Source organism: Onishia taeanensis, assembly GCF_013349955.1.
GTDB classification, from domain to species: Bacteria; Pseudomonadota; Gammaproteobacteria; order Pseudomonadales; family Halomonadaceae; genus Onishia; species Onishia taeanensis_B.
In genome coordinates, this window is the sequence record NZ_JABVXC010000014.1 from 81,370 (window position 1) to 105,922 (window position 24,553).

General features: G+C 63.6%; 28 protein-coding genes. 19 read left to right on the forward strand and 9 right to left on the reverse strand.

The genetic code is table 11. From position 1 onward, the window contains the following. Positions 1–96: 96 nt before the first annotated feature. The 5 genes from HUS66_RS15045 (at position 97) to HUS66_RS15065 (ending at position 4,978) form a co-directional block, all read left to right on the forward strand. Positions 97–735 (forward strand): thiol:disulfide interchange protein DsbA/DsbL, encoded by a 639-nt coding sequence (locus HUS66_RS15045; RefSeq protein ID WP_175071959.1) that lies wholly within the window; start codon positions 97–99, stop codon positions 733–735. 49 nt (positions 736–784) lie between these two features. After that, entirely contained in the window at positions 785–1,588 is an 804-nt protein-coding gene (locus tag HUS66_RS15050) for an endonuclease/exonuclease/phosphatase family protein (RefSeq protein ID WP_282847498.1), read from the forward strand. Positions 1,589–1,747: 159 nt separating this feature from the next. Then, positions 1,748–2,302, forward strand: coding sequence for a TRAP transporter small permease subunit (locus HUS66_RS15055; RefSeq protein ID WP_175071963.1), 555 nt, complete (start codon positions 1,748–1,750; stop codon positions 2,300–2,302). Continuing rightward, the gene (locus HUS66_RS15060; RefSeq protein ID WP_175071965.1) at positions 2,302–3,705 is read left to right on the forward strand and encodes a TRAP transporter large permease; all 1,404 of its coding nucleotides are present in this window, start codon (positions 2,302–2,304) and stop codon (positions 3,703–3,705) included. Before HUS66_RS15055 ends, HUS66_RS15060 begins: the two co-directional genes overlap by 1 nt. Positions 3,706–3,871: 166 nt before the next feature. Next, positions 3,872–4,978, forward strand: coding sequence for a TRAP transporter substrate-binding protein (locus HUS66_RS15065; protein WP_175071967.1), 1,107 nt, complete (start codon positions 3,872–3,874; stop codon positions 4,976–4,978). A gap of 89 nt (positions 4,979–5,067) precedes the next feature. Here HUS66_RS15065 and HUS66_RS15070 read toward each other — a convergent pair whose 3' ends face one another. Next, a complete protein-coding gene (locus tag HUS66_RS15070) occupies positions 5,068–5,502 on the reverse strand; it encodes a YqaA family protein (RefSeq protein WP_175071969.1) in 435 nt (144 codons plus the stop codon). Positions 5,503–5,565: 63 nt separating this feature from the next. Here HUS66_RS15070 and thiD point away from each other — a divergent pair, with 63 nt between their 5' ends. The 4 genes from thiD (at position 5,566) to dtd (ending at position 8,638) form a co-directional block, all read left to right on the forward strand. Continuing rightward, positions 5,566–6,396 carry a bifunctional hydroxymethylpyrimidine kinase/phosphomethylpyrimidine kinase gene (gene thiD / locus HUS66_RS15075; RefSeq protein WP_175071971.1) on the forward strand — a complete coding sequence of 277 codons (831 nt, stop codon included), beginning with the start codon at positions 5,566–5,568 and terminating at the stop codon, positions 6,394–6,396. 242 nt (positions 6,397–6,638) lie between these two features. After that, entirely contained in the window at positions 6,639–7,484 is an 846-nt protein-coding gene (locus HUS66_RS15080) for a universal stress protein (protein ID WP_175071973.1), read from the forward strand. Positions 7,485–7,574: 90 nt separating this feature from the next. Continuing rightward, positions 7,575–8,150 (forward strand): chalcone isomerase family protein, encoded by a 576-nt coding sequence (locus HUS66_RS15085; protein ID WP_175071975.1) that lies wholly within the window; start codon positions 7,575–7,577, stop codon positions 8,148–8,150. A gap of 50 nt (positions 8,151–8,200) precedes the next feature. Continuing rightward, positions 8,201–8,638, forward strand: a complete 438-nt coding sequence (gene dtd / locus HUS66_RS15090) for a D-aminoacyl-tRNA deacylase (protein ID WP_175071977.1) — start codon at positions 8,201–8,203, stop codon at positions 8,636–8,638. A 31-nt stretch (positions 8,639–8,669) separates the two neighbouring features. Here dtd and HUS66_RS15095 read toward each other — a convergent pair whose 3' ends face one another. After that, positions 8,670–10,628, reverse strand: coding sequence for an ABC-F family ATP-binding cassette domain-containing protein (locus tag HUS66_RS15095; protein WP_175071980.1), 1,959 nt, complete (start codon positions 10,626–10,628; stop codon positions 8,670–8,672). A 70-nt stretch (positions 10,629–10,698) separates the two neighbouring features. On the opposite strand from HUS66_RS15095, the gene HUS66_RS15100 reads away from it, so the two are divergent. The 7 genes from HUS66_RS15100 to HUS66_RS15130 all read left to right on the forward strand — a co-directional run bounded on the left by HUS66_RS15100 (position 10,699) and on the right by HUS66_RS15130 (position 16,974). Further along, entirely contained in the window at positions 10,699–11,274 is a 576-nt protein-coding gene (locus tag HUS66_RS15100; protein WP_254628854.1) for a TIGR02444 family protein, read from the forward strand. A 106-nt stretch (positions 11,275–11,380) separates the two neighbouring features. After that, positions 11,381–12,397, forward strand: a complete 1,017-nt coding sequence (gene dctP / locus HUS66_RS15105) for a TRAP transporter substrate-binding protein DctP (RefSeq protein ID WP_175071982.1) — start codon at positions 11,381–11,383, stop codon at positions 12,395–12,397. Positions 12,398–12,565: 168 nt separating this feature from the next. Further along, positions 12,566–13,141, forward strand: a complete 576-nt coding sequence (locus tag HUS66_RS15110) for a TRAP transporter small permease (RefSeq protein WP_175071984.1) — start codon at positions 12,566–12,568, stop codon at positions 13,139–13,141. Positions 13,142–13,168: 27 nt separating this feature from the next. Beyond that, a complete protein-coding gene (locus HUS66_RS15115) occupies positions 13,169–14,455 on the forward strand; it encodes a TRAP transporter large permease (RefSeq protein WP_175071986.1) in 1,287 nt (428 codons plus the stop codon). 22 nt (positions 14,456–14,477) lie between these two features. After that, positions 14,478–14,918, forward strand: a complete 441-nt coding sequence (locus tag HUS66_RS15120) for a universal stress protein (RefSeq protein WP_175071988.1) — start codon at positions 14,478–14,480, stop codon at positions 14,916–14,918. A 174-nt stretch (positions 14,919–15,092) separates the two neighbouring features. Beyond that, positions 15,093–15,803: an FKBP-type peptidyl-prolyl cis-trans isomerase gene (locus HUS66_RS15125; protein ID WP_175071989.1), complete on the forward strand. Its 711-nt coding sequence runs from the start codon at positions 15,093–15,095 to the stop codon at positions 15,801–15,803. A gap of 7 nt (positions 15,804–15,810) precedes the next feature. After that, positions 15,811–16,974 carry a prolyl oligopeptidase family serine peptidase gene (locus tag HUS66_RS15130; RefSeq protein ID WP_175071992.1) on the forward strand — a complete coding sequence of 388 codons (1,164 nt, stop codon included), beginning with the start codon at positions 15,811–15,813 and terminating at the stop codon, positions 16,972–16,974. 84 nt (positions 16,975–17,058) lie between these two features. Here HUS66_RS15130 and HUS66_RS15135 read toward each other — a convergent pair whose 3' ends face one another. Continuing rightward, a complete protein-coding gene (locus tag HUS66_RS15135; protein WP_175071994.1) occupies positions 17,059–17,568 on the reverse strand; it encodes a hypothetical protein in 510 nt (169 codons plus the stop codon). A 113-nt stretch (positions 17,569–17,681) separates the two neighbouring features. Between HUS66_RS15135 and HUS66_RS15140 the strand changes: the two genes are divergently transcribed. After that, positions 17,682–18,599 (forward strand): AEC family transporter, encoded by a 918-nt coding sequence (locus tag HUS66_RS15140; protein ID WP_175071996.1) that lies wholly within the window; start codon positions 17,682–17,684, stop codon positions 18,597–18,599. Between the two features lie 33 nt (positions 18,600–18,632). Here the strand turns inward: HUS66_RS15140 and HUS66_RS18035 are convergent, their stop codons facing one another. From HUS66_RS18035 to HUS66_RS15150, 3 genes are all read right to left on the reverse strand, one after another. Then, entirely contained in the window at positions 18,633–19,214 is a 582-nt protein-coding gene (locus tag HUS66_RS18035; RefSeq protein WP_340162766.1) for an NAD(P)-dependent oxidoreductase, read from the reverse strand. Next, a complete protein-coding gene (locus HUS66_RS18040; RefSeq protein ID WP_340162767.1) occupies positions 19,211–19,633 on the reverse strand; it encodes a hypothetical protein in 423 nt (140 codons plus the stop codon). Before HUS66_RS18040 ends, HUS66_RS18035 begins: the two co-directional genes overlap by 4 nt. A 348-nt stretch (positions 19,634–19,981) precedes the next feature. Then, positions 19,982–20,890: a LysR substrate-binding domain-containing protein gene (locus HUS66_RS15150; protein WP_175071998.1), complete on the reverse strand. Its 909-nt coding sequence runs from the start codon at positions 20,888–20,890 to the stop codon at positions 19,982–19,984. 121 nt (positions 20,891–21,011) lie between these two features. On the opposite strand from HUS66_RS15150, the gene HUS66_RS15155 reads away from it, so the two are divergent. Then, a complete protein-coding gene (locus tag HUS66_RS15155; protein WP_254628855.1) occupies positions 21,012–22,208 on the forward strand; it encodes a DMT family transporter in 1,197 nt (398 codons plus the stop codon). On the opposite strand, the gene trmB is transcribed toward HUS66_RS15155, so the two are convergent. Genes trmB through thiS form a run of 3 tightly spaced genes read right to left on the reverse strand, consistent with a single transcriptional unit; the run spans position 22,106 to position 24,028 of the window. Continuing rightward, on the reverse strand, positions 22,106–22,927 hold the full coding sequence (gene trmB / locus HUS66_RS15160) for a tRNA (guanosine(46)-N7)-methyltransferase TrmB (protein WP_175072002.1): 822 nt from the start codon (positions 22,925–22,927) through the stop codon (positions 22,106–22,108). The two genes, HUS66_RS15155 and trmB, sit on opposite strands and share 103 nt — an antisense overlap. 60 nt (positions 22,928–22,987) lie before the next feature. Beyond that, on the reverse strand, positions 22,988–23,785 hold the full coding sequence (locus HUS66_RS15165; protein ID WP_175072004.1) for a thiazole synthase: 798 nt from the start codon (positions 23,783–23,785) through the stop codon (positions 22,988–22,990). 42 nt (positions 23,786–23,827) lie between these two features. Then, entirely contained in the window at positions 23,828–24,028 is a 201-nt protein-coding gene (gene thiS, locus HUS66_RS15170; protein WP_175072006.1) for a sulfur carrier protein ThiS, read from the reverse strand. Positions 24,029–24,174: 146 nt separating this feature from the next. Between thiS and HUS66_RS15175 the strand changes: the two genes are divergently transcribed. Continuing rightward, positions 24,175–24,546: a DUF423 domain-containing protein gene (locus HUS66_RS15175; RefSeq protein ID WP_175072008.1), complete on the forward strand. Its 372-nt coding sequence runs from the start codon at positions 24,175–24,177 to the stop codon at positions 24,544–24,546. Positions 24,547–24,553: the final 7 nt, after the last annotated feature.

A 24,553-nucleotide genomic window follows, 5' to 3' on the forward strand; every position in this document is an offset into this window, starting at 1 on the left:
TGGCCGGGGCTCACCCCACCGGCATTTCCTGTTACCTTTGCGCATATCCTCACGGTTCCGCGATCCGTACAAGCCTTTTCAAGGAGAGTCTGTCACATGTTCAAGACACTAAGCGTTGCCCTCATCGGCCTCGGCATGTCCACCCTGGCCATGGCGGCCCCGCCGGTTGCCGGTCAGCACTACGAGGTGCTGGATGAACCCGTACCGACCCGCGTCGAGGACGGCCAGATCGCGGTCACCGAAGCGTTCTGGTACGGCTGCCCGCACTGCTACAAGCTAGAGGAGCCGCTTAACGCCTGGGTGTCAGAGCTGCCCGATGACGTCACCTTCCAACGCATGCCGGCCACCATGGGGGGTGCCTGGAACCGCCACGCCATGGCCTTCTATGCTGCCAAGCAGTTGGGCATCCAGGAAGAGATTCACGAGGATTTCTTCGATGCGATCCACCAGCAAGGCAAGCAACTGACCGACCCCGAAGAAATCGCCGCTTTCTTCAGCGACTATGGTGTCAGCGAGCAAGACGCGCTGGATGCGCTGAACTCCTTCGGCGTCAAAAGCCAGGTCAACCAGGCCCATGCCCGCATGCGCGCCATGCAGTTAATGGGCGTGCCGGCCCTGATCGTCGACGGCCACTACGTGATCACTCCGTCAAGCGCAGGAAGCCTCGAGAACATGCCGCAGATTGCCGGAGAACTGATCAAACAAGTCCGCGAGGAACGCAGCGACGCCTCATGAGCGAAACAAACGCTTCCAATCGTGGGGTCGGTTCGCCATGAGCCACGCCGTGCCCCGCCCCGAAGGCCAGCGGCTGCATCGCGACGGCCATCGCCTGCGTCTGCTGACCTTCAACCTGCAGGTCGGTATTCAGACCTCTGCATATCACCATTACCTGACCCGCAGTTGGCAACACCTGCTGCCGCATCCTCGTCGTCTCGACCGTCTCGCGATGATGAGCGATGTGCTAAGGGACTTTGACCTCGTCGGCCTGCAGGAGGTCGACGGAGGTAGCTTCCGGTCCGGCCATGTCAACCAGGTCGAGTACCTGGCCCGCAAGGCCGGCTTTCCCCACCACTATCAGCAGCTTAATCGCAATCTGGGCCGGGTCGCCCAGCACAGCAATGGCCTGCTGTCGCGGCTCACGCCCACGCACCTCGTGGAGCATCGCCTGCCCGGCACTCTACCCGGGCGCGGCGCCATCCATGCCCGGTTCGGCCACGGCCCCGACGCCCTGCACCTGTTCGTTGCCCATCTGGCGCTGGGCTATCGCACCCGCTCTCGACAGCTGGATTACCTGAGCGAGATCATCAGTCCACTTAATCATGTAGTGGTGATGGGCGATCTGAACTGCACCCCCGAACAGCTGCACTCCCACGACCGGTTCTGCGCCTCCTTGCCGCTCGACCCGGTGCTCCCCCCGTTGAGCTATCCGTCCTGGCAGCCGCGACGGGCACTGGATCACATCCTGCTCTCCAGGTCCCTCGCAGCCAGCGAAGTGCGCGTGCTCGATCAATTGTTTTCCGACCACCTGCCGATCGCCGTCGACATCACCTTGCCAGAGGTATGTCACGTCGCCCTGGGCAATAGGTAAGACCAATTACTTCGACCAATGGATAAGTGCTTGGCATAACAGCACTTGGGCAAATCACGTACACTCATCGACCATGGTGGTAGTGACCACCCGCCCGGCTTGCCATCGCTGGCGAGCCAGCGGCGTAGACTTTCGTTAGATACCCAAAGCGAGACGCCCATGCCCTCCTCTTCCACTCTGCCGGGCATCTTTGCCAGGCTTGACCAGGCCTCCGAATGGCTGGGCAAAAGCCTGGCCTGGTTGATCCTGATCATGATGCTGATCCAGTTCCTGATCGTGGTACTGCGCTACGCCTTCAACTTCAATAGCATCCCGATGCAGGAATCGGTGATGTACATGCACGCCAGCGTCTTCATGCTGGCCGCCGGCTACACCCTCAAGCACGACGGCCATGTGCGGGTGGATATCTTCTATCGCGGCATGACAGCACGCAAGAAGGCGCTGGTCGACCTTCTCGGCACCCTTTTCCTGCTGCTGCCGGTGATGGTCTTCGTGATCCTGACCAGCCTTGGCTATGTCGGTAAATCCTGGGCGATCCTTGAAGGCTCGCCGGAATCCGGCGGTATCCCCGGCGTCTTCCTGCTCAAGACGCTGATCCCTGCATTCGCTGGCCTGATGATTCTGCAGGGGCTCGTCGAGATAGCACGCAACGCCATGATCTTCACCGGGCGCCTGGCGCCGACCCACGATGACGACGCCGAGGAACTGCTGTAATGCTGGAATTCATGCCCCTGATCCTGTTCGCCGTCATCTGCGTGGTGCTGATGTTCGGTTTCCCGGTCGCCCTGTCGCTGGCCGGCACCGCGCTTGCCTTTGCCGGCCTCGGCATGGGCCTCGAAGCGCTCGGCATCAATGCGCACTTCGACCCCGGCTTCCTGTCGGCCTTTCCTAACCGACTCTATGGGATCATGACCAACCAGACGCTGCTGGCGGTGCCATTGTTCGTGCTGATGGGCGTATTGCTCGAGAAGTCGAAGGTTGCCGAGACCCTGCTCGATGCCATGGCGCTGCTGTTCGGCTCGCTGCGCGGCGGCCTGGGCATCTCGGTGACCCTGGTTGGCATGATGCTGGCGGCCTCGACCGGCATTGTCGGTGCCACCGTGGTAACCATGGGTCTGCTGTCTCTGCCGACCATGCTCAAGCGCGGCTATAGCATGCCGCTGGCTACCGGCACCATCTGCGCTACCGGCACCCTGGGCCAGATCATTCCCCCCTCGATCGCTCTGGTACTGCTGGGTGACGTCCTGTCTTCCGCCTATCAGCAGGCCCAGCTGTCGATGGGCATCTTCAGCCCCAAGACCGTCTCGGTCGGCGATCTGTTCATGGGCGCTCTGGTGCCCGGCCTGATCCTGGTGGCGCTCTACATCGCCTATGTCGCCTTCATCGCCTGGCTCAAGCCTGAAGCAGCGCCGCCCGCCGACCGCGAAGAGCTGATGGAAGAGCTCGGTCATCAGGGCAGCTTGTTCACCCTGCTGCTCAAGGGCCTGGTGCCGCCGATCGTACTGATCATCGCAGTGCTGGGCTCGATCCTCGGTGGCTTCGCCACGCCCACCGAGGCGTCGGCGGTGGGTGCCTTCGGTGCCTTGGTGCTGGCCCTGGCCTATCGCCAGCTGGACTTCAACACCCTCAAGGAAGCGCTGCGCTCCACTGCCCACGTCACCACCATGGTGTTCCTGATCCTGATCGGGGCGGCGCTATTCTCACTGGTGTTCCGCGCCTTTGGCGGCGAGGAGCTGATCCACGAGGTCTTCAACAACATGCCTGGCGGCGTGGTGGGAGCGACCCTGGTGGTGATGGTGGTGATCTTCCTGCTCGGCTTCATCCTCGACTTCATCGAGATCACCTTCGTGGTGGTGCCGATCGTTGGGCCGATTCTGCTGGCCATGGGACTCGACCCGGTCTGGCTGGGCATCATGATCGCCATCAATCTGCAGACCTCGTTCCTGACACCGCCCTTCGGCTTCGCGCTGTTCTACCTGCGTGGCGTAGCGCCGGAGTCGGTACCGACCTCAGCCATCTACCGGGGGGTCATCCCGTTCATCGGCCTGCAGCTAGGCATGCTGATCGCCCTGGCCTTCTTCCCCGAACTTGCTACCTGGCTGCCAGCGCAATTTTGACCGATGCTGACGACATAAAAAGAGCATGAAGTTTTCCCGGCACCCGCGCGGTGTCGGCCCCGGGCCACTGGCCCAACTCGCATGCCGGCCCGCTAGGCGGGCCTCTCGCACCACAAACCGCACAACAACCTGTACAACAATGCGCAAAATAACGAGAGGAAGTCGCATGAAACTTAAATCACTCGTCGCCGCCGTGGCCATCAGCAGCGCTGCCTCCGGCCTGTTCCTGGTTTCCAGCGTGGATAACACCGCTCAGGCTCAGGAAACCTTCGAATGGAAGATGGTCACCTCCTGGCCGAAGAACTTCCCGGGTGTCGGCCAAGGGCCGGAGCGCCTGGCCAAGCTGGTCGATGAAATGTCCGACGGCCGCTTGACCATCGACGTTTATGGCGCCGGCCAGCTGGTGCCCGGCTTCGAAGTCTTCGACGCCGTCGCCGAAGGCACCGCCGAGCTCGGCCACTCCGCTTCCTACTACTGGAAGGGCAAGGCCCCGGCAGCCCAGTTCTTCGCGGCGGTACCCTTCGGCATGAATGCCCAGGAAATGAACGCTTGGCTGCACTACGGCGGCGGCATGGAACTCTGGAACGAGCTCTACGAGCCGTTCGGGGTCGACGTCATGGTGGCCGGCGCGTCCGGCGTGCAAATGGGGGGCTGGTTCAACGAGGAGATCAACTCCACCGCCGACCTGGACGGCCTCAAGATGCGCATGCCGGGCCTCGGCGGCGAAGTCATGAGCCGCATGGGCGTGGCCATCGTCAACATGCCCGGCGGCGAGATCTTCACGTCGCTGCAGTCCGGCGCCATCGACGCCACCGAGTGGATCGGTCCATACAACGACCTGGCCTTTGGCCTCTATCAGGCGGCCGATTATTACTACTATCCGGGCTGGCACGAGCCGACTGTGATGTTCGAGGCGATCGTCAATGACGAGGCCATGTCGTCGCTTCCGGCCGACCTGCAGGCGATCCTCAAGACCGCGATCCGCGACGTCAACGCCGATATGCTCGACGAGTACACCGCACGCAACAACGACGCGCTCGAAACGCTGATCAACGAGCATGACGTCGAGCTGCGTCGCCTGCCGGACGACGTGCTGGCCCGGGCCAAGGAACTGTCCGCCGAAGTCGTCGCAGAACTTGGCGAGTCCAGCGAGATGGCCAAGAAGATCTACGACTCCTACACCAGCTTCCAGGAGAAGGTCGTGAACTACCACGCCATCTCCGAGCAGGCCTACTACAACGCCCGCAACCCCGAGGGCGACACCACCGAGTAAGGCGCACGCCACTCAGACAAGGGCCATCTTCGGGTGGCCCTTTTTTGTCCTCTGCTTATGAGCCTTGGCTTTACTCCCGGCATCGGCATTCAACCGGCGCAAAGCGGCACCAGGAAGCGCCCAGCGAGCCACAGCACCAGCGCATAGCGTGCCCCCTTGGCGATCAGTATCCACAGCGTGGCTCGCCACCAGGGCAGTCGGAAAAGACCGGCCAGCACCGTCAGCGGATCGCCGATCACCGGCGCCCAGGCCAAAAGCAAGCTTGCCTCCCCAAAGCGCCGGTAGCCCCTTTCGGCTCGCGCCAATGCCGGTGGAGAAACGGGAAACCAGCGCCGATGTTGATAATGGCGGGCATAGCGCCCCAAGGCGACGTTGATCAAGCTGCCAAGGGTATTGCCGGCGGTGGCCAGACTCCACAGGGCCAGCGCTGGCTCGCCCTGGCACCACAGCCGCGCCAGCCACAGCTCGGAGCCTCCAGGCAGCAGGGTGGCACTGGCAAGCGCCACCAGAAACAGGCTTAGCATGGCCGGAACCGCCGCGACTGGCGTATGCTGAGCGGCGTTTTCCGGCTACGAGACGATGCCACGATGTCCCTCTCTCCTCGCATTCCCCATACCCTGACCATCGCCGGCTCCGATCCCTCGGGTGGCGCCGGCCTGCAGGGCGATATCAAGACGCTCTCGGCGCTCGGCACCTACGCCACCAATGTCATCACCGCGGTGATCGCCCAGAATACCCGCGGCGTGGCGATGGTTCACCCGGTGCCTGCCGATGTCATCCGTCAGCAGCTCGACAACCTGCTCGATGACGTCCGCATCGATGCGGTCAAGATCGGCATGGTGGCCAGTCGCGAGGTGGCCGAAACGATACACGATGCCCTGCTCAAGCGACGCCCCCGCTGGATCGTGCTCGACCCGGTCATGGTGGCCAAGAGCGGCGATATCCTGGTCGATGCCGAGGGCATCCGGGCGGTGCGCGAGGTGCTGGTGCCACTGGCCGACGTGATCACCCCCAACTTGCCCGAGGCTGCAGTTCTGCTGGGTGGCGAGGTGCCCACGACTCCCGACGCCATGGAGACGATGCTGCCCGGCCTGCAGGCGCTCAAGGCACCCTATGTGCTGCTCAAGGGGGGCCATCTCGCCGGTGCCGCCTGCCCGGACCTGCTGGCCACGCCCACCGATAGCGCCTGGCTGCCAGCTCCGCGGGTGGCCACCGACAACCTGCACGGCACCGGCTGTGCGTTGTCCTCGGCGATTGCGGCCAAGCTATCGCGCCTGCCGGTCGATGCCTCCCAGGCTGACATCGTGGAAGCCATCGACGACGCCAAGCGCTGGCTGCATGCCGCACTGGAAGCCAGTCACCGCCTGCAGGTCGGCAAGGGCCGCGGACCGGTACATCACTTCCATGCCTGGTGGTAAGGCCAGGACGAGGCGACGAATACTGATTGAGGCTGCTGCGAGAGGGTGATGCGAAAGCCTCCGAAAGCCTCCTGTGTAAGGGGCTGGCATAAGAGACTAGCGTAAATGGCCGGTGTGAGGCTTGACCTGGCCTGACAGGATGCCGCCGTCATGATCCACCTTGCAGGCATCGGCAACTGCCACCATGCTGTAAGCTGCCTGCTCCGCGCCGGCTGATGCGCGAGACGAGAGGGAGGGAAACCATGACCCGCACCCTGCTGTTCGCCTGTGACCTGTCCGCCGAGAACCGTGCCGCCTTCGGCCGGGCCATCCGCCTGGCGCTGGAGACCGGTGCCAGACTCGATGTCCTTCACGTCCTCGATCCCTACCTGCCACATACGGCCCTGCATGACCTTGAGCAGGCAGTGATCGCCGACATGGAGCGCATGCTCACCGACATCCGCGAGGATTATGCGCTCCCAGCGCCGGAATGTCTGATCCAGACGGTGACCGGCGCGCCCTATGCCGAGATCATTCGCGAAGCGCACGAGCGCGAGGTCGAGATGATCGTGATGGGCGCCCATCGCAAGCGGGGCCAGCCTGACCTGGTCGCCGGCACCACTCTGGCGCGCGTACTGCGAGGAGCGCCTTGCCCGGTGGTCTCAATCAGCCATCCACCGACCCAGACCTGGCGCGATATCCTGGTGCCGGTGGACTTTTCGCTGACCTGTCGCAACGCGCTGCGCGAGACCCTCAGGCGCTTTCCCGCCGCGCACCTGACCCTGCTGCATGCCTGGGAGTTGCCCGGCGAGCGAGAGCTTGGCTCGACGCCGAACTATGCCCAGTGGCGCGATACCCGCGTGCGCCAGTTGCGCCGCCAGCTGCAGGCCGAGGTCGAGACCCTGATGGCCACCCTCGACGACGTGCCGGAATTGGAGCTGGAACTCGAACAGGGCAACCCCGAAACGGTGCTGATGAACCGCCTGCGCCGCCGCGCCCCTGATCTGTTGGCGCTGGGCAGCCGCGGCGACTGGCAAGCCCGGGGCCATCTCAGCGAGCGACTGCTGGCAGAAACCCACTGCGATGTCATGGTCTGTCGCGCCTGGTAACGCTTGGCGAACCTTTCTCCGGCCAACGTGTCCTTAATGAGGCCCGATGAGTTTTCCTCTTTGTATCCCTACGCTGCCGGAGAAAGATGCATGCACCTGCCCCTGACGCGACTCATTCCGCTGATCGCCTGGCTCCTGACCGTGTTTATCGCCCCGAGCGCTCTCGCTCAGGATCAGGTCGAAGTAGAAGGGGCAACCTTTCCTACCCGGATCGAGCAGCAGGGGCAGTCCTACCGGCTGATCGGCAGCGGCATGTTTCGCTACCTGATGTGGGATGCCTACGCCGGCGCCTACTACCAGGCCAGCGACGAGCCCGAACCGGCACCTCAGTCAGACGTGCCGAGGCGCCTGGAGCTCGAGTACTTCCACGCCATCACGGCCGAGGACTTCGCCAAGGCCACCGAGGACACCCTGCGCGACAGCATGAGCGACGATGCCTACCAGCAGATTCGCCAGCGAGTCGAGGCCTTCAGTCGCCAGTATCGCGACGTCGACCCGGGAGACCGCTATATGCTGAGCTGGGACGGCAAGACCCTGAGTCTGGCGCTCAACGGCGAAAGAGTCTTCGCGGCTAACGATCTGACCCTGGCCAACGCCCTGTTCGGCATCTGGCTCGGCGACAAACCGCTGGGAGATGACTTCCGCGACGCCCTGCTGGGGCGCTGAGACGCCTCCATGCTAGGCTGGCCCCTTTCATTCAGCCAGGGGAAGCCGCCATGAGAGCCTTGATTCAGCGCGTCAGCCACGCCCGTGTCAGCGTGGCGGGACGAGAGACCGGTAGCATCGGCCAGGGCCTTGCGGTGCTGGTCGGCGTCGAGCGCGACGACGACGAAGCGCGGGCCGACAAGCTGCTGCACAAGCTGCTGCACTACCGGGTCTTCGGTGACGCCGATGACAAGATGAACCTCAACCTTCAGCAGGTCGAGGGCGGCCTGCTGCTGGTGTCCCAGTTCACCCTGGCCGCCGATACCCGCAAGGGCCTGCGGCCCAGCTTCTCCAGCGCCGCACCTCCCGCCGAGGGCAAGCGCCTTTATCAGTACCTGGTCGATGCGGCCCGTGCCCGCTGGTCGAATGTCGCCTGCGGAGAGTTCGGCGCCGACATGCAGGTCGAGTTCACCAACGACGGCCCGGTGACCTTCCTGCTGGAAAGCTGAGGCCAACGACAGCAGGCGGCTCCTCGCCTATTCAGTCCTCGGCCAGCAGCGCCTGCTCTTCGGCTTCCATGACCTCTGCGGCTTCCATCCAGCGCTCTTCCAGGCGCTCCTGACGGCTGGTCAGCTCGGCCTGGCGAGCCAGCTTCTTGGCCAGCTCATCCTTGCGCGCCGGATCGGTATAGAGCTCGGCATCGGCGAGCTCTGCCTCCAGTGCAGTGAGCGCCTCGACGACCTGGTTGAGCTCCTTTTCGGCCTTGTCGCACTCGCGCTTGAGCGGGCGCAGCTTCTCACGCAGTTCCGCCGCGGCGCGACGCTGGGCCTTGCGGTCATCCTTCTGCACGCCGCTCGAGGCCGCCCTGGCGGCGCTATCCTCGGCCTTGTCGGCCCGGGCCTCTCGGCGCGACGCTTCGAGACGCTGCTTGAGCCAGGCGCGATAGTCCTCGAGATCGCCATCGAAGGGCGTCACGCGATGATCGGCGACGCGCCAGAACTCATCCACGGTGGCCCGCAGCAGGTGACGATCGTGAGACACGATGATCACCGTGCCCTCGAAGCCTGCCAAGGCCTCGGTCAGCGCTTCGCGCATCTCGAGATCCAGGTGGTTGGTGGGCTCATCGAGCAACAGCAGGTTAGGCTTCTGCCAGGCCACCAGCGACAGCGCCAGGCGCGCTTTCTCCCCCCCGGAGAAGCTGCCGACCTGGGCGAAGATATCATCGCCGCGAAAACCGAAACCGCCGAGAAAGTTGCGAATCGCTTGGTCGCTGGCGGTCGGCGAAAGCCGCTGCACGTGCAGGAAGGGCGTGGCCCCCAGATCAAGCCCTTCGAGCTGATGCTGGGCGAAGTAGCCAATGGCCAGGTGCTCGCCGGCGACCCGCTTGCCCGCCAGGGGCGCAAGCTCGCCGGTCAGCGACTTGATCAGGGTCGACTTGCCGGCGCCGTTGGGGCCCAGCAAGCCGATGCGCTGCCCGGGCAGCAGGGTCAGCTTGACGTCATCGAGCTGGACCCGCTCACCCTCCTCGCTCGCATAGCCGAGCCTGGCCTCATCGAGCACCAGCAGCGGATGCGAGGTCTTGTCGGCCGAGGGCAGCGTGAAGTGAAAGGGCGAATCCACATGCGCCTGGGCGACGGTGCCCATGCGCTCGAGCATCTTCAGGCGGCTCTGCGCCTGACGAGCCTTGGTGGCCTGGGCACGAAAACGCGCCACGAAGCGCTCGATCTCCGCGCGCCGGGCCTGCAGCTTGGCGGCCTCGGCCTGCTGCTGGGCGAGCTTTTCGGCGCGGGTGCGCTCGAAGGTCGAGTAGTTGCCGCGATACAGGGTCAGTCGCTGCTGGTAGAAGTGCACGATGTGATCGCAGACCGCATCCAGGAAGTCCCGGTCGTGAGAAATCAGCAGCAGCGTGCCGGGGTAGCGGCTGAGCCACTGTTCGAGCCACAACAGGGCATCGAGGTCCAGGTGGTTGGTCGGCTCATCGAGCAGCAGCAGGTCAGAGGGCATGAACAGGGTGCGCGCCAGATTCACGCGCATCCGCCAGCCACCCGAAAAGTCCGACAGCGGACGCTCGAGATCGCCCTGATCGAACCCCAGGCCGACCAGTAGCTGCGAGGCCCGCGCCCGAGCGCTGTAGCCATCCAGCGCCTCGATGGCGCCATGCAGTTCAGCCTCGCGGTGGCTATCGCCATTTGCCTGAGCGGCGGCCAGGGCCTGCTCGGTGGCACGCAGTTCCTGATCGCCATCCAACACGTAATCGACGATGGCCCCGTCCAGTGCCTCGATTTCCTGATCCATGTGGGCGATGCGCTGACCGCCGGACATCTCGAGCTGCCCCTTGTCGGGGGCCAACTCGCCGAGCAGCAGCTTGAACAGGCTCGACTTGCCGGCGCCGTTGGCGCCCACGATGCCGGCCTTGTGGCCGTCGTGCAGGGTCAGGTCGGCATCCTCGACCAGCGTCTGGGTCCCGCGTTGCAGACTGAGTTGACGCAGTGCAATCATGCCTGACTCCGGAGTATCAAAAAGTTCGCGCCCCACCCTCCGGTCAACCCCCTCAGGCGGCGACGACACGATGAACATGGATTCTACCGAATTGCGCCGACACTTGCGGGGCCCAATTGGCGATGATCAGACACCGCCAGCCTGGCGGCGCTCGCTATGGGACTTCGCGCTGACCTTCTACGCCCGCCCCGGTATCGAGGCCGCCTGTCTGCGCCTTCAGGACGGCGCGGGCCTGGACGTCAACGCCCTGCTGTGGGCCTGCTGGCTCGACACTCATGGCCTAACGCCCGAGGAAGCGCTCGCCGACGCCGCCCATCCGCTCTGGGCCGAGGTGAGCGCCTGGCAAGAGCAGATCACTGCTCCCTTGAGGCGCCAGCGCCGGGCGCTCAAGGAGCAAGCACTCGCCAACCCGGCCATCGCCGAGCTGCGGGAAACGATCAAGCATGCCGAACTGCTCGCCGAGCGCGAGGCGCTGACACGACTGCAAGCACTGGCCAGCACAGGGCAAGGCATTCGTCCCCTGGGCAATGAGGATCCTCATCTGGCCAGACGCCTGAGTATCTGGCTGGCAACGCCGACATTTTCTGATCTCCGTGCCCTGCATATCCTGCAGGCGCGTCTTGACCCCCCAAGTCCGTCGGACTAGTGTTTGAGTAGAAAGACCTTATTAAATTCGCCGTTTTACGGGTAAAAGTTTGCGGTCGAGTCTCGCGGCCAATCCAATGCCCAATGTGGCTAAGGGGATGACAATAATGAAGGTGCAAAAACTGCTGACCACTGCCAGTGTGGGTGCTCTGATGATGGGGCTGTCCACGGCGTCCTTCGCCGACAACTGGCGCTATGCGCATGAGGAATATGAGGGCGACGTTCAGGACGTTTTCGCCGTAGCCTTCAAGGATTACATCGAGGCCAACTCCGATAACACCCTGCAAATCTATCGCTTCGGTGAACTCGGCGAATCCGACGACATCATGGAGCAGACGCAGAACGGCATCCTGCAATTCGTCAATCAGTCGCCCGGTTTCACCGGCTCACTGATCCCCGAAGCACAGATCTTCTTCATCCCATATCTGATGCCGACCGACATGCAGGACGTGCTCGAGTTCTTCGACGAGAGCAAGGCCATCAACGAGATGTTCCCCAAGCTCTATGCCGAGCAGGGTCTCGAGCTTCTACAAATGTACCCGGAAGGCGAGATGGTGGTCACCGCCAACGAGCCGATTCACACGCCGGCGGACTTCGACAACAAGAAGATCCGCGTGATGACCAACCCGCTGCTGTCGGAAACCTACAACGCCTTCGGCGCCACGCCGACCCCGCTGCCCTGGGGCGAAGTCTATGGCGCGCTGCAAACCGGCATCATCGACGGCCAGGAAAACCCGATCTTCTGGATCGAGTCCGGCGGCCTGTATGAGGTTTCCCCGAACCTGACCTTCACCCGTCACGGCTGGTTCACGACCGCCATGATGGCCAACCAGGACTTCTACGAGGGCCTATCCGAGGAAGACAAGGCACTGGTGCAGGACGCTACCGATGCGGCCTACGCCAAGACCATGGAGCACATCCAGGGCCTCGCCGAGGAATCTCTCGAGAAGATTCAGGCAGCCTCCGATGACGTGACCGTGACCCGCCTCACCGAGGAAGAAATGCAGGCCTTCAAGGAGCGTGCTCCGCAAGTCGAGAAAGCCTTCATCGACATGACCGGCGACAGCGGTAAGAAACTGCTGGATCAGTTCAATGCCGACCTGAAAGCCGTGACCGGAGAGTAACGGCTCTCGCTACTACGCCAGGGGGCGGCCACGGCTGCCCCCTTTTTCGTTGCCGATTCCCCAACGTACACCCAGCGTTGAGATCGGGCCGCCATTGGTTGTCGGGTTTCTTGTAGCCTGACAGCGAGGGAGCCTAGATTCGGGGAACCCGTTCAAGGGAGTGTGTGCATGTCCGACGAGGAAGAAAGAGCCTATACCTCCGGGCTTCCCGGGGTACTGGGGCTGATCGATACCGCCATCAGCCGTTTGGAGGCCGTGATTCTGGCCATCGGCGTGCTGTTGATGGCAATCAACACCGTGGCCAACGTCGTTGGTCGCTTCGTGTTCGGTGAAAGTATTTTCTTCTCCGGCGAAATCAATCGAATCCTGATCATCATGATCACCTTCGCGGGCATCGGTTATGCCGCGCGCCATGGTCGGCATATCCGCATGTCGGCGATCTATGACGCCCTGCCCGTGGGTGGCCGCAAGGCGCTGATGATCGGTATCTCGTTCTTCACATCGCTGGTGATGTTTTTCCTGCTCTACTATTCGGTACTTTATATTGTGGATCTGTACAGCAAGGGGCGCATCCTGCCCGCCCTTGGCTTTCCGATCTTCATTATCTATATCTGGGTCCCGATCGGCTTTCTGATTACCGGCATCCAGTATCTCCTGACCGGCATCAAGAACTTCCGCACGCGAGACGTCTACCTCTCGACCTCGGTGGTGGACGGTTATAAAGATACGGAAACGGAAGTCTGACACAGGGCTAACTCGCAGGAGCGCGCGATGACGACAATAATGGTATCGACCATGATAGCCCTGCTATTGCTGGGCTTCCCGATGATGATTCCGCTGATTACCGCGGCCGTCATCGGTTTCTTCATGATGTTCAACGGTTTCGGGCAGATGGAAACCTTCATCCAGCAGATGCTGGCGGGAATCCGTCCGGCTTCGCTGATTGCCGTGCCGATGTTCATCCTGGCCGCCGACATCATGACCCGGGGACAGTCGGCGAACCGGCTGATCGCCATGGTCATGTCCTTCATCGGCCATATCAAAGGTGGACTGGCGGTTAGCACCGCTGCCTCTTGTACCCTGTTCGGCGCTGTCTCGGGCTCGACCCAGGCTACGGTAGTGGCGGTTGGTTCGCCGCTGCGTCCCAAGATGCTCAAGGCCGGGTACTCGGACTCCTTTACCCTGGCGCTGATCATCAATGCCAGTGACATTGCCTTCTTGATCCCACCGAGCATCGGCATGATCATTTACGGCGTCATCTCGGGCACCTCGATCGGTGAGCTGTTCATCGCCGGTATCGGCCCAGGGCTCTTGATTCTGCTGATGTTCTCGATGTATTGCGTGCTCTACGCGGTCATCAAGGGCGTGCCCACCGAGCCACGCGCCACCTGGCGCGAACGCATGACGGCCGTTCAGCAGGCGCTTTGGCCACTCGGCTTCCCGGTGATCATCGTCGGCGGCATCTATGGCGGTATTTTCAGCCCCACAGAAGCGGCGGCGGCCTGCGTGCTCTACGCCATCCTGCTGGAATTCGTGATCTTCCGCTCGCTGAAGATGTACGACATCTACACCATCGCCAAGTCTACCGGCCTGATCACCGCGGTGGTGTTCATTCTGGTCGGCGTCGGCAACGGCTTCTCATGGATCATCTCCTTTGCGCAGATTCCGCAGGCGATCCTTGAGTCGGTCGGCATCAACGAGGCCGGTCCAACCGGGGTGTTGATCGCCATCTGCGTAGCCTTTTTCGTGGCCTGCATGTTCGTCGACCCCATCGTGGTGATTCTGGTGCTGACGCCGATCTTCGCCCCGGCAATCGAAAGCACGGGCCTCGACCCGGTGCTGGTAGGCATCCTGATCACGCTGCAGGTGGCCATCGGCTCGGCGACGCCGCCCTTCGGCTGCGACATTTTCACGGCCATCGCCATCTTCAAACGGCCTTATCTGGATGTCATTAAGGGGACGCCCCCGTTCATCCTGATTCTGATCCTGGCGGCGGCTCTGCTGATCATGTTCCCGCAGATCGCCCTGTTCCTGCGCGATATTGCCTTCGCCGATTGACCCTGACGGAGGGAATGACGCCATGTTCAAGAAAATTCTAGTCCCCGTAGACGGCTCGAGGGGCGCCCTCGAGGCACTGTTCAGAGCGGTAGAGTTGGCCAAGCTTACCGACGCCGAGCTCTACGTCCTGAGCGTGTTCAAGCACCACAGTCTGATCGAGGCATCGCTGTCGATGGTGCGCCCGGCCAAATTGGACCTGCCTGACGATGCGCTCAAGGAATATGCCTCCGAGATCGCGGTGGATGCCAAGAATCGGGCGCTCAAGATGGGAGCTACCGAAGTGCGCGCCTTCGTCAAGGGCGGCCGCCCATCCAGTACCATCGTGCGCTTCGCCAAGAAGCGTCAGGTCGACCTGATCGTGATTGGCTCCCAAGGCGCCGGGGGCGAAAAGAGCGCCTCCTTCCTCGGCAGCGTTTCCCAGCGGGTGGCCAGTCAGGCCCACTGCCCGACCCTCGTGGTTTAAAGAGTGGTTTAGAGGGTGATTGAGAAAGCGGCATAGCGGACGGGATGCGCGGGTGGTCTGATCGGGTGATACGATCGCGACTGCATGACAATTCGACTGGATGCGGAACCCGATCAGGCTTGCTAGAGTCCGAGGGGTTGCGTATCCATCCCAAAAAGATTGCAAGGACCCTTCATGAAGACATTGGTTAAAGCCGCCACGATTGGCGCTCTGCTGACCGCAGCAGCGCCCTATGCGCTGGCTGCCCCCGAGACCGACGAAGCCAAGCTCGGCTATAGCCTGGGTGTGACCCTGGGTCAGAGCCTGGTCCAAGACGTTGAGGATCTCGACCTCGAGTCCTTCACTCAGGCCCTCGAAGATGTCTACGCTGGCGATGATCTCGCCATGAGCGAAGAGGCAATGGCAAAGTCTCTGCAGCAGTTCCAGCAGCAGGCCATGGCCAAGCGTCAGGAAACCGCCAAGGCCGAGGCTAACGCCAACCTCGAAGCCGGCCAGAAATTCCTCGCCGAAAACGCGGATAAAGAAGGGGTCACTACGACTGACTCCGGCCTGCAGTACAAGGTGCTGGAAGCCGGTGACGGCGCCACCCCGAGTGCCGGTGACACCGTCAAGGTGCACTACGAAGGCAAGTTGCTCGACGGCACCGTTTTCGACAGCTCTTATGAGCGCGGTGAACCGGTCAGCTTCCAGGTCGGTCAGGTCATCCCGGGATGGCAAGAAGCCCTGAAGATGATGAGCGTTGGCGATACCTGGATGGTCTACATCCCCGCTGATCTCGCCTATGGCAGCAGTGGCCAGGGCCCCATCGGTCCCAACGAAATGCTGACCTTCAAGGTCGAGCTGCTTGACCTCAATCCGGATGCGGACCAAGCCGACGACTCCTGATGTCAGGATGAAGACGGCATGCTTCACTGCCGTTCTGGCGCTGGGCCTGGCGGGCCCAGCGCTGGCGTCTGACGATACCCCGCCCGCGCTTCCTGATCTGATCCTCGACCCCAGCACCATCAGTGTGATGGGCGTCTCCTCCGGTGGCTACATGGCCACCCAACTTGCCGTCGCCTACCCCGAGCTTTTCCAGGGCCTCGCCGTGTTTGCCGCTGGCCCATGGGGCTGTGCTCAGGGCGAGCTGAGTCGTGCCCTGGGCCAGTGCATGTCGATTCTCCGCGGCCTACCTGAGCGCGATGCGTTGCAAGCGCGCCTGTCGGACTACCGCACTCAGGGATTGGTCGGCGAAGCCGAGGCGCTTGCCGATCAGCGGGTTTACCTCTGGCATGGCAGCGCCGACACCACCGTGGAGCCCGCTCTGGGCGAGATGCTCGCCGAGCAGTACCGCGACTGGCTGGCCGCTCCCGAATCGCAGCTCAAGGTGGTGTACCAGGACGGCGCCGGACACGGCTGGCCGGTGGACAGCAGCGTCCTGGCTGATTCGGCCGAGCTCGTCGACTGTCGGGAAGGTGGCGCGCCCTACTTGCTGGACTGCGGCCTCGACGGGGCCGGCGAGGCGCTTGGCTGGCTGTATGCCGAGATAGGCCAGGAAGGTGCAGAAGGTGCAGAAGGTGCAGAAGGTGCAGAAGGTGCAGAAGGTGCAGAAGGTGCAGAAGGTGCAAATAGTGAGACGAGCGAAGATAGTAAAGAAGCAGCCCCGCCCACGCCATCAACCGGGCGGTTGTTGACCTTCGACCAAACAGCCTTCGATGACGATCTGGCCGAACAGGGCTATCTCTATGTGCCGCAAGCCTGCGAAACCGGTAAGACCTGCCGCCTCGTCGTTGCCCTGCACGGCTGCAGCATGAATGCCGCCGAGATTGGCAAGGCCTTCGTGCGCGATACCGGCCTCAACCACTGGGCCAGTCATCATGACCTGGTAGTGCTCTACCCTCAGGCGAGCGCCAGCCTGGCCAACCCGCTGGGCTGCTGGGACTGGTGGGGCTATGCAGAAAGTCTCTGGCAGCCGCAACCCCAGCACGATAGCCGGGCCGGCAAGCAATTGACGGGGTTGGTAAAAATCGTTCGGCAACTTCTCGGCAAGCCCGCTAGCGCCGCACCCGACAGCTGAGCTTTCTCCCTCGCCTGCTGCTGCCAATCGGTCAGCGACGCAATATCACATCACTCAAGCGCCCATGCCTTGCCTGTTATGCCGTCAGTGTCGCCTGGCCACCTCGAAATCGAACCAGCTGCCGCGGCGCGCCTTATCGCTCTCGACCACCACCTGGGCGCGCCAGGGCATCACCTTCTCGGTACAAAAGCCGATCTGTCCTTCTCCCACGAAGGTGCCCGGCCCGACCTTTTTCAGCGGGAAGCGATGCAGCCCCATGGGCATGTTGCGTCCCACGAATTCCACGGTAACCGCCTTGGCGTCGAGGCCTTCCAGGGCCACGGTAAGCGGTAGGGTCTTCATCGGAACCAGGTCGTTGCCGACGCCAAATACCAGCCGCCCACCAAGGCCAAGATTGGCTTCGCAAGGCCCTTCGTGCAGATCGCAGGCGCCCGACGGTGGATACCAGGTCACGTCGCTCTGGCTGTCTCGCAGGTAGTAGTCCAGCAGATACCAACAGGCCACCACCACGGTGGCCAGCGTGACCATGATCAGCAGGTTAAGCAGGGGTGAACGCGGCGCATCATCGTCCTGAGCATGAGGGGAAGAGTTCATGGCGGCGAAAGCAGCACTCCCAAGGCATGTCTAAAAGAGTAAGCTTATCAGCATTTGCCGTTGATGCCCTGAGCGGGAATGTCGCAGGGCGGCCACAAGGATGAGGAGACGCCATGACCAGCGTCGAACAGGCACTCGGACCGTTATTCCTGCTGATTCTGACGGGCGCGCTGCTGGGCGTTGCACGATGGCCCGGCGGCGACTTCTGGACGCGCCTCGAGGGCGTCATCTATCACCTGCTGTTCCCCGCCATGCTGGTGGCGACCCTGGCCACCGCTGAGGTCGATTCGGTGCCGGTGGTGCGCCTTGCGCTTGTGCTGCTGGGGGCGATGCTCGTCTTCGCGCTGCTGCTATGGCTGGGCCGAGGCTGGCTGTCGCTGAGCCAGCCGGCCTTTACTTCCGCCTTCCAGGGGGCACTGCGCTTCAACACCTATGTCGGCGTGGCCGGGGCTGCCGCCCTGCACGGCAACGCCGGCGCCACGGTGGCCGCCGTGGCGGTGGCGCTGATGGTGCCGGTGGTCAATGTGCTGTGCGTTGCCGCCTTCGTTGCCGCCGGCACGCTCGGGCCCTCTAGTCTGGGCAAGAGCTTCGCCGCCCTGGCGCGCAATCCGCTGATACTTGCCTGCCTGGCGGGCATCGCGCTCAACCTTAGCGGCATCGGGCTGCCAGGCTGGAGCGAAGCGGCGGTCAGCCTGCTGGGCCGGGCCGCCCTGCCGCTCGGCCTGGTGGCAGTGGGGGTCGCCCTGCGCCCTCAGGTACTGCTGCGGCTCTCGGCCGGCGTCTGGGCCGCCACGGCCATCAAGCTCGCACTGATGCCGGCGCTGGTGCTGAGCCTCGCCCTGCTGCTGAGCCTGCCCCCCATCAGTCGCGACGTGGCGCTGCTGTTCGCCGCACTGCCCACGGCCACCTCGGCCTATATACTCGCCCGCCAGCTGGGTGGCGATGCCGAATTGATGGCGGCGCTGATCACCGCCCAGACCCTGCTCGCCATGCTGACCCTGCCGCTGTGGCTGGGCCTGGTGATTGGCTAGCCAGCCATGCTCGCCCTGCCCCGAGTCGCCGTTTTATCCTTCCTGGGTCACTCGGTTGGCACAGGGCAAACCGCGGCTCAGGGCATCGATATTGGCAAGCGTCACTTCGGCGATCTCGGTGAGCGCCTCGGCAGTGAAGAAACCCTGATGGCCGGTGATCAGCACATTGGGGAAGGTGGTCAGGCGCTGGAAAACATCGTCATCGATGATGTCGCCGGAGTGGTCACGAAAGAACAGCGACGTTTCCTGCTCGTAGACGTCAATGGCCAGGCCCCCTAGACGCCGCGTCTTGAGCGCTGCGATCGCGGCCCGGGTATCGACCAGCCCACCCCGGGAGGTATTGATCAACATCGCCCCAGGCTTGAGCCGGGAAAGCGCCTGCTCATCGATCAGATAGCGGGTGTCATCATTGAGCGGGCAATGCAGGCTGATCACATCGCTTTCCGCCAATAGCCGCTCCCGAGACACGTACTCCCCATCCAGCGCCTGGAAGGTCTCGTTCGGATAACGGTCCTCGCCCAGCAGCCGACAGCCGAAGCCGCGGAAGATACGCGCCGTGGCAAGGCCAATGCGTCCGGTACCAATCAGGCCTACCGTCTTGCCGGCAAGCGTCATGCCCAGCAGCCCTCGAGCATGAAGTTGCCCTCGCGCACCCGATTGAAGGCGCGGTGGGTGCGACGGTTGAGCGTCAGCAACAGCGCCAAGGCATGCTCGGCCACGGCTTCCGGTGAATAGGCCGGTACCCGCGCCACCGCGAGGCCCAGACGCTCGGCGGCCGCCAGGTCCACGTTGTTGAAACCGGCGCAGCGCATGGCAATGAAACGCACGCCGAACGCCGCCAGCGCTTCCAGCACCTCGGCATCCAGCCGGTCGTTGACGAAGGCGCAGACCCCGTCGGCGCCCTGAGCCAACACCGCACTTTCCGGCGTCAGGGTCACCTCGTGAAACTGAAGGTCGATATCGCGACCGGCGCACGCCTCGGTGAAGAAACGACGGTCGTAGGGCTGAGCACTGAACACGGCAACGCGGGGCACGGACACCTCCTGGTGAAGAAGCGGATAAGAACCTTGGCACAAGACCTGGCGGCAAGGCCCTTTTTGAAAAATATTCTCGTTTCGCTTGACCACTCAAATGAGAATGCTTATATTTCACGTGTGGCGCTCGCCAAGTGCCACTGACCATGCAGAGAATGTCAGGTTCCCTGCCATGGTTTCTCCTCATCAAGCTAGTCACGGTCTTAATGCCGCCCTCCCGGGCGGCTTTTTTTGCCTGTCTTTCAAGACAATAAGGGCATTGTGCCGGGAACTGATGTGGCTCGCCTTGTCCTCCGTCAAACCCGACCGTTTCATCCGGCCTAGACCGCCACGCCTTTTCTCGATACCTCAGCGAGCGCCCCGTTCCCGCCACAGGCCGCGCTGATAAAGCCGCTCGTGCAGCAGGGCGGCCAGGGCATCCACCGCGGGCTTCGAGGCCGCCGACATCCGTTTGCCTAGATGTAGCTGCGCCTCGCCTCCGGTCAGCGCCGGCAGGCCATCCGCCGGCCCCAGCTCGCGCATCGCCGGCGTCAGCCGCTCCCGGTCGAGCACGCTGATCGATAGCCCCGCCTCTACCGCTGTCTCCAGCGCATGAACGCTGGTGCTGGTGAAAACTGCGTACCAGGCACGCTCCTCGGCCTCCAGCGCCTCGACCCCGATCGCCCGGTACGGACAATCCACCGGATGCAGGCCCAAGGGCAGAGGCTGGGCCGGATCGAGTACGTACTCCCGCGCCGCAGCCCAGACCGGTGACGTTCGCCACAGCGGCTGGCCGCCTTCGAAACGATGCGAGCGATCGAGCAGCAGTGCCAGGGTCAGCTCGCCACGCTCGAGCCGTCTAGCCAGCTCACCACTGGTTGCCGTCACCGCCTCGAGCAGTACGTCCGGATGTTGGGCCATGAACTCGGGCAGTATCTGGCCCACCAGCTCGCGGGCAAAGTCTTCCGGCATACCGAAGCGCACCCTGCCGGAAAGCCCTCGGCCGGTAAAACGTGCCAGCAGCCGATCATGCTGAGACAGCAGGGCGCGGGCCTCACGCATCAGCGACTCGCCGGCGGGCGTCAGCGTCATGCCCCGGGCACTACGGATCAGCAGCCGTGTTGCCAGACGCTCTTCCAAGCGCTTGATTTGCATACTAATCGCACTGACCGTGCGATGCCGCTGCTCGGCAGCTGCCGCCAGGGTGCCAAGCTGTGCGACGGCCATGAAACTGCGCAGCGACTCAAGATCCAGGGCGCTGGTCATGACTTCAGACATATTGAAGGCTCACTACAAATTTAATCGATTCTCTTAACACCCTAGTCGCCCGAGAATGGCCGCGCCATCATCGCCGACGACCGCTGAACACCTGGGATGTGATGATGCGCAAGGAGACATCATGCAACTGCACTCATCGACACCTGGATTCCCCCACCGTCTACCACTCGGGACACTGTCCATTGCAGCGGGCTTCGTACTCTGCTGGAGCAGTGGCTTCGTTGGCAGCCGCCTCGCGGTTGCCGTCGACTCCCCGGTGCTTTCCCTCTACGCCTGGCGCTTCGCTCTGGCGACGCTGATCGCCGCCCTGATCTGGGCCGCACAGGTGGGACCGCAGGGCCTGCGCAAGCAGCTGGCTTGGTACCCACTTGGGCGGGAAGCGGCGATTGGCAGCCTGACCGTGGGGCTTTATCTGCTGGCCATGCTGGTGGCCGTCCAACAGGGTGTCAGTGCCGGCGTGGCTTCGCTGGTGGGTGCACTGCAACCGCTGGCCGCCGCCGGCCTGGCCGGCCTGTGGCTGGGGGAAGTCAACGGTCGCGGCCGCTGGATCGGCATGGGCGTGGCCACTTTGGGCGCCGGGCTATGTGTGATGGATGACGTGCAAGGGGTCGGCGGAGCTCCGGCCTGGGCCTATGCCCTGCCAGTGCTGGCAGTCGCGGCGGTAACGCTTGGCAGCGTCATGACCTCGACGCCAAAAGTGAAGCTGCCGCTGATGGCGCGTCTGACCGCCCAGCTCATGGCCGCAACGCTGGTGTTCTTCGCCGCGGCGCTGGCCGCTGGCAGCCCAATGACGCCGCCGACGATGGATGCCGAGACGCTCACCGTCATGGCGTGGCTGGTAGGGCTCGCCACCTTCGGCGGCTACGGTTTCTTCGTGGCGGGGCTAGGACGCCTGGGGGTGGCGCGGCTATCGACACTGATCTATCTGACCCCGGCCGTGACCCTTGGCTTCACCGCCGTGCTCTTCGATGAGCTGCCAGGGCAGCTTGGCTGGCTGGGCATGGCGGTGGCCACCGTGGGCGTGCTGATGGCGTTGGGCTCACGCCCAGGCAAAGCCCCACGCACATTGGATCGGGCGGCGAACCAGACGCCCTATCAAGCCGGCATGGAGACCTCCCACTGGAGGGCCCAGGGTGGTGGCGACCTCGATGGCGAACGCGCTCGCCAAGAGATCCCTCAGCTCCCTCAAATCAAGGCCCAGCCAGTGGGCGAGGCTCAGGCCTCGCGAGCGAAGATCAGGTCCCAGACGCCGTGGCCAAGCCGTTCGCCGCGGGCCTCGAACTTGGTCAACGGCCGGAAGTCGGGTCGCGGCACATAGGGCGCACTCTCGGCGGGGGCGGTGTTGCGATAGCCGGGCGCTTGCGCCATCACCTCCGCCATCCACTCGGCATAGGCTTCCCAGTCGGTGGCCATATGCAGGGTCCCGCCGGGCTTCAGGCAACCGCGCACCAGCTCGACGAAGGCCGGCTGGACGATGCGGCGCTTGTGGTGCTTCTTCTTCGGCCAGGGGTCGGGGAAGAATAGCTGCAGGCGATCCAGGCTCGCTTCGGGCAGGCACTCGTCGAGTACCCGCAGAGCATCCTCGCGGTAGACCCGCAGGTTGGTGAGCCCACGCTTGTCGGCCTCATCCAGCAGCTTGCCCACGCCCGGGGCGTGAACCTCGATACCGATGAAGTCCGTCTCGGGGTGGCGCTCGGCCTGCTCGATCAGGGAGCCGCCCATGCCAAAGCCGATCTCCACCACCAGTGGTGCCTGGCGCCCGAACAGGGTCGCCGGGTCCTGTGGGCCATCATCCAGCGTCAGGCCGAGGCGCGGCCAGACCTCTTCGAGGCCGCGAGTCTGGGCCTGGGTCATGCGCCCGGCTCGCAGCACGTAGCTCTTGATGCCGCGGCGATGCAGGGGCGCGGACTCGTCTTGCGTTGCCGGCTCTTGCACAGAAGCATCTTGGGTTGCACGAGCAGCGTTATCGGCGACAGGGTCGGCATCATCCGCCTGGGCGGCTGCAGTGTCGGGCGTCGGGGTGCGGTCGTCGTTCATACGGCGGCGGTCGGGTATCCGTTAGTCATAAGTAAGGCGGTCGTCAGTCAACGGTGGTGGTCAGCCGTTGATGCGCCCGGCGAAGGGCGAGGACGGCTCGGCGCTCTGTCGGCGTGGCATGCGACCGGCCAGAAAGGCCTCGCGACCCGCTTCCACAGCCTGACGCATGGCATTGGCCATACGCTCGGGATCACGGGCATGGGCGATCGCCGAATTCATCAGCACGGCGTCGCAGCCAAGCTCCATGGCCAGGGCCGCGTCCGAGGCGGTGCCGATGCCGGCATCCACCAGCACCGGCACCAGGCTCTGCTCAACGATCAGGCGCAGATTGTGCGGGTTCTGGATGCCGTGGCCGGAACCGATCAGCGAGCCCAGCGGCATGATCGCCGCACAGCCCATGCGTTCGAGTTCGCGGGCGACGATGGGGTCGTCGCTGGTATAAACCATGACGTCGAAACCGTCGGCCAACAGTTCCTCGGCGGCCTTCAGGGTCTCGACCACGTTGGGGTAGAGGGTGCCGTCATCGCCGAGCACTTCGAGCTTGACCAGATTGTGGCCATCGAGCAGCTCGCGGGCGAGCTTGCAGGTACGCACCGCATCGCGCGCCGTGTAGCAGCCGGCGGTGTTGGGCAGCAGGGTATAGCGGCTCGGCGGGATCACATCGAGCAGATTGGTTGCATCGGCGTCCTGCCCCAAGTTGGTGCGACGCACCGCGAAGGTGACGATCTCGGCGGCGCTGGCCGCAATCGCCCGGGACGCTTCGTCGAAGTCGCGGTACTTGCCGGTGCCGACCAGCAGGCGGGAGCCGAACTCGCGACCGGCAATCGTCAGCGGTTGATCTTCGATACGTTCAGACATCTGGTCTCCTCGAATGTGACTGGCAGGCGGTGAAAGCGCCGGCTAGCCGCCGCCGATGGCATGCACGATTTCGACGCGATCGCCCTCGCCGAGCCGGGTCGCCGCATGCTGGCTGCGGGGCACGATCTCCTCGTTGACCTCGACGGCGATCCGGCGACCGGCCAAGTCCAGGGCCAGGATCAACTCGCCGACGGTGGTCTCGCTCGCCAATTGCTTGGCATCACCATTGAGCTGGATCTGCATGGCATCCTCTCAACAGGCTGGTTAAAGGGCCCATATTGTAGCCTGTTCGCGGCGCTCCGGGTACGGTAATCCCGGCATCGGCGCCAACTGCAACCGCGCGGCCCCATGACCCCAAGCTGAATAAGCAAGTCGAACAGGAGAGCAGCATGCAAGACAGGCGATGGTGGATGACGGCCGCCGGCAGCGGCGCGCTGACGGTAATGGCCGGGGCCTTCGGCGCCCATGCCCTGGGCGACACCCTGGCCCCCAAGCTGCTGGCAGCCTTCGAAACCGGCGTTCGCTACCAGGCCTGGCACACCCTGGCGATACTCGGCGTGCTGGCCTGGCGGTCAAGCCTGCCTCGCCCCGGGCAACTGACGGTGATCCGGCTGTGGGCGCTGGGCATCCTGCTGTTTTCGGGCTCACTGTATGCGCTGGCACTCAGCGGCGTGACGCTGCTCGGTTTGATCACCCCGTTTGGCGGCTTCTTGCTGATCCTCGGCTGGCTGACGCTGGGCGTCAGCGCCTGGCGGGCTTAGGCTTAGC

Excerpts from the sequence above, each read along its gene's own strand:
- HUS66_RS15140 (WP_175071996.1), top strand. The coding sequence starts at position 17,682 with ATGACCAGCGTCGAACAGGCACTCGGACCGTTATTCCTGCTGATTCTG.
- dtd (WP_175071977.1), top strand. The coding sequence starts at position 8,201 with ATGAGAGCCTTGATTCAGCGCGTCAGCCACGCCCGTGTCAGCGTGGCG.
- HUS66_RS15135 (WP_175071994.1), bottom strand. The coding sequence starts at position 17,568 with ATGAACTCTTCCCCTCATGCTCAGGACGATGATGCGCCGCGTTCACCC.
- HUS66_RS15165 (WP_175072004.1), bottom strand. The coding sequence starts at position 23,785 with ATGTCTGAACGTATCGAAGATCAACCGCTGACGATTGCCGGTCGCGAG.
- HUS66_RS15120 (WP_175071988.1), top strand. The coding sequence starts at position 14,478 with ATGTTCAAGAAAATTCTAGTCCCCGTAGACGGCTCGAGGGGCGCCCTC.
- HUS66_RS15065 (WP_175071967.1), top strand. The coding sequence starts at position 3,872 with ATGAAACTTAAATCACTCGTCGCCGCCGTGGCCATCAGCAGCGCTGCC.
- HUS66_RS15115 (WP_175071986.1), top strand. The coding sequence starts at position 13,169 with ATGACGACAATAATGGTATCGACCATGATAGCCCTGCTATTGCTGGGC.
- HUS66_RS15095 (WP_175071980.1), bottom strand. The coding sequence starts at position 10,628 with ATGATTGCACTGCGTCAACTCAGTCTGCAACGCGGGACCCAGACGCTG.
- HUS66_RS15110 (WP_175071984.1), top strand. The coding sequence starts at position 12,566 with ATGTCCGACGAGGAAGAAAGAGCCTATACCTCCGGGCTTCCCGGGGTA.
- HUS66_RS15175 (WP_175072008.1), top strand. The coding sequence starts at position 24,175 with ATGCAAGACAGGCGATGGTGGATGACGGCCGCCGGCAGCGGCGCGCTG.
- HUS66_RS15070 (WP_175071969.1), bottom strand. The coding sequence starts at position 5,502 with ATGCTAAGCCTGTTTCTGGTGGCGCTTGCCAGTGCCACCCTGCTGCCT.
- thiS (WP_175072006.1), bottom strand. The coding sequence starts at position 24,028 with ATGCAGATCCAGCTCAATGGTGATGCCAAGCAATTGGCGAGCGAGACC.
- HUS66_RS15055 (WP_175071963.1), top strand. The coding sequence starts at position 1,748 with ATGCCCTCCTCTTCCACTCTGCCGGGCATCTTTGCCAGGCTTGACCAG.
- HUS66_RS15100 (WP_254628854.1), top strand. The coding sequence starts at position 10,699 with ATGAACATGGATTCTACCGAATTGCGCCGACACTTGCGGGGCCCAATT.
- dctP (WP_175071982.1), top strand. The coding sequence starts at position 11,381 with ATGAAGGTGCAAAAACTGCTGACCACTGCCAGTGTGGGTGCTCTGATG.
- HUS66_RS18035 (WP_340162766.1), bottom strand. The coding sequence starts at position 19,214 with ATGACGCTTGCCGGCAAGACGGTAGGCCTGATTGGTACCGGACGCATT.
- thiD (WP_175071971.1), top strand. The coding sequence starts at position 5,566 with ATGTCCCTCTCTCCTCGCATTCCCCATACCCTGACCATCGCCGGCTCC.
- HUS66_RS15080 (WP_175071973.1), top strand. The coding sequence starts at position 6,639 with ATGACCCGCACCCTGCTGTTCGCCTGTGACCTGTCCGCCGAGAACCGT.
- HUS66_RS15125 (WP_175071989.1), top strand. The coding sequence starts at position 15,093 with ATGAAGACATTGGTTAAAGCCGCCACGATTGGCGCTCTGCTGACCGCA.
- trmB (WP_175072002.1), bottom strand. The coding sequence starts at position 22,927 with ATGAACGACGACCGCACCCCGACGCCCGACACTGCAGCCGCCCAGGCG.
- HUS66_RS15085 (WP_175071975.1), top strand. The coding sequence starts at position 7,575 with ATGCACCTGCCCCTGACGCGACTCATTCCGCTGATCGCCTGGCTCCTG.
- HUS66_RS15130 (WP_175071992.1), top strand. The coding sequence starts at position 15,811 with ATGAAGACGGCATGCTTCACTGCCGTTCTGGCGCTGGGCCTGGCGGGC.
- HUS66_RS15155 (WP_254628855.1), top strand. The coding sequence starts at position 21,012 with ATGCAACTGCACTCATCGACACCTGGATTCCCCCACCGTCTACCACTC.
- HUS66_RS15150 (WP_175071998.1), bottom strand. The coding sequence starts at position 20,890 with ATGTCTGAAGTCATGACCAGCGCCCTGGATCTTGAGTCGCTGCGCAGT.
- HUS66_RS15045 (WP_175071959.1), top strand. The coding sequence starts at position 97 with ATGTTCAAGACACTAAGCGTTGCCCTCATCGGCCTCGGCATGTCCACC.
- HUS66_RS15060 (WP_175071965.1), top strand. The coding sequence starts at position 2,302 with ATGCTGGAATTCATGCCCCTGATCCTGTTCGCCGTCATCTGCGTGGTG.